Origin of the sequence: Streptococcus sp. UBA3373 (assembly GCF_002360305.1) — a bacterium.
GTDB lineage: Bacteria > Bacillota > Bacilli > Lactobacillales > Streptococcaceae > Streptococcus > Streptococcus alactolyticus.
In genome coordinates this window covers 1-1,860 of record NZ_DEQF01000001.1, presented here as the reverse complement: position 1 = coordinate 1,860, position 1,860 = coordinate 1, and the positions used below count along the sequence as shown (strand labels likewise).

Here is a 1,860-nt window from a genome sequence, read left to right as displayed (position 1 = left end):
TGGTCAACCAAACTCAAAACCGATTCAATCGCTGAAATAGGTGTTCCTGGGTTGATGACCACACCAGCTTTCATGCCAGCTGCCTTGATTTTTTGTAAAGCCCCATGAATATGCAACGTTGCTTCAGCATGAATAGTCATGATATCTGCACCAGCTTGGGCAAAAGCATCTACATAACGTTCAGGATTAACCACCATCAAATGGCAATCAAAAAACAATTTACTGTGTTTACGCATACTTGCCACAACATCTGCACCAAAACTGATATTTGGCACAAATTGACCGTCCATAATATCAATATGAACGTACTCTGCACTGGTTTCTTCAATGCGTTTGAGTTCTGATGCAAAATTAGCATAATCAGCAGCTAAAATAGAGGGTGCGATTTTATTTGTTGACATAAGAACCTACTTTCTTTTAATCACTTTTTTATATGTTTCACGACGGTTTTCAATTTCACTGAGAAACTGGAGGTAATTATCATAGCGTGATTGCCAAAGTTCCCCATTTTTTAGAGCTTCCTTGACCGCGCATTCTGGCTCGTGCGTATGGGTGCACGAACGGAATTTACAGAAATGGCTCAGGCGCCTTAATTCAGGAAAAGCTTCATTTAAATCTTCGACCGTTTGAATGTCGTAATCTAACGATGAAAATCCTGGGGTGTCCGCAATTTTACCACCATTGACAGTGTATAAACTGACAGCGCGAGTCGTGTGGCGTCCACGTCCAAGGCTATCTGAGATTTCACCTGTTTCCAATTGGAGTTCGGGGGCAATTTTATTGAGTAAGGTAGATTTTCCAACACCTGTTTGTCCCATGAAAACGGTCACTTTATCTGTCAAAAGCGGTAGCAATTCGTCTAAAGTGGTGCAAAACGCATACCCAATCTCTTGATACTGCTTCTGGATGCTTGCCATCTCCTCAACATTGTCCAGCAAATCCATCTTGGAAATGTAAACGATCGGCTCAATCGCCTTGTGTTCTAGTAAGACCAAAAAGCGGTCTAAAAGATTGGCATTAAAATCAGGCTCTTTTGCAGACATAATGACCACCGCTTGGTCAATATTCACAATTGGCGGACGAACCAAACTGTTTTTTCGCTCATGAATAGCTAAAATATAGCCTTCTGACTGCTCATCTGCTGAAAAATCAACAAAATCACCAACATAAGGTGTTTGACCTTTTTTTCTAAAATTACCACGCGCACGTGTCTGATAAATCACTCCATCGGACTCCACATAGTAAAAGCCCGCTAATGATTTGATAATTCTACCTTGCAACTATCTTTCCTTTTTTCAATTGATAAATTCATTATAGCAAAAAACAGAACTTTATTCAGTAAACTGGCCAAAAAAGATTTTGCCATTGTTTTTTGAAAAGAAAAGGCGTATAATGGCCTTGTCTTTTCGCGGAAGTGGTGGAACGGCAGACACGCATGCTTCAGGCGCATGTGCCTAATCTAGGCGTGAGGGTTCAAATCCCTTCTTCCGCATTTCTTGTTTCACCTGCTCAATAGCCGTAAAACAAGTGAAATTTCCTTTGGAAAGGTGACCCAGCTTGGTACGGCACCAGACTCGAAATCTGGCAAGTGGACACAGTTCACACGCGGGTCCAAATCCCGTCCTTTCTTTATTTTAATGAAGCAAGTGACTCTTAGTATCTTTTTAAAAAAAGCCACTGCACATAAACTATCGGCATTTTTTAGCGAGATACCTCATCTACACAGTCAATAACTGACACTACTGATATGACAATCACTTGCTTTCACTCATATTTCTATTGCTTTACCCGTGGTGCTAGTTGAAAAATCTCAAATTATAAACCCAATAATACTTTTTAACCACAGTTCCAGTCCGCATA

At 40.6% G+C, this 1,860-nt stretch carries 2 protein-coding genes and 2 tRNA genes; 2 read left to right on the top strand and 2 right to left on the bottom strand.

Annotated features, from left to right (window positions below):
- Both B3R79_RS00020 and rsgA read right to left on the bottom strand, forming a co-directional pair.
- The coding region (locus B3R79_RS00020) for a ribulose-phosphate 3-epimerase (protein WP_293693105.1) at window positions 1-401 on the bottom strand (401 nt) is incomplete at its 3' end.
- 6 nt (window positions 402-407) lie between these two features.
- Window positions 408-1,280, bottom strand: a complete 873-nt coding sequence (gene rsgA / locus B3R79_RS00015) for a ribosome small subunit-dependent GTPase A (RefSeq protein ID WP_293693104.1) — start codon at window positions 1,278-1,280, stop codon at window positions 408-410.
- A gap of 128 nt (window positions 1,281-1,408) precedes the next feature.
- Here rsgA and B3R79_RS00010 point away from each other — a divergent pair.
- A tRNA-Leu gene (locus B3R79_RS00010) sits at window positions 1,409-1,492 on the top strand.
- A 49-nt stretch (window positions 1,493-1,541) separates the two neighbouring features.
- Window positions 1,542-1,630, top strand: a tRNA-Ser gene (locus tag B3R79_RS00005).
- Window positions 1,631-1,860: the final 230 nt, after the last annotated feature.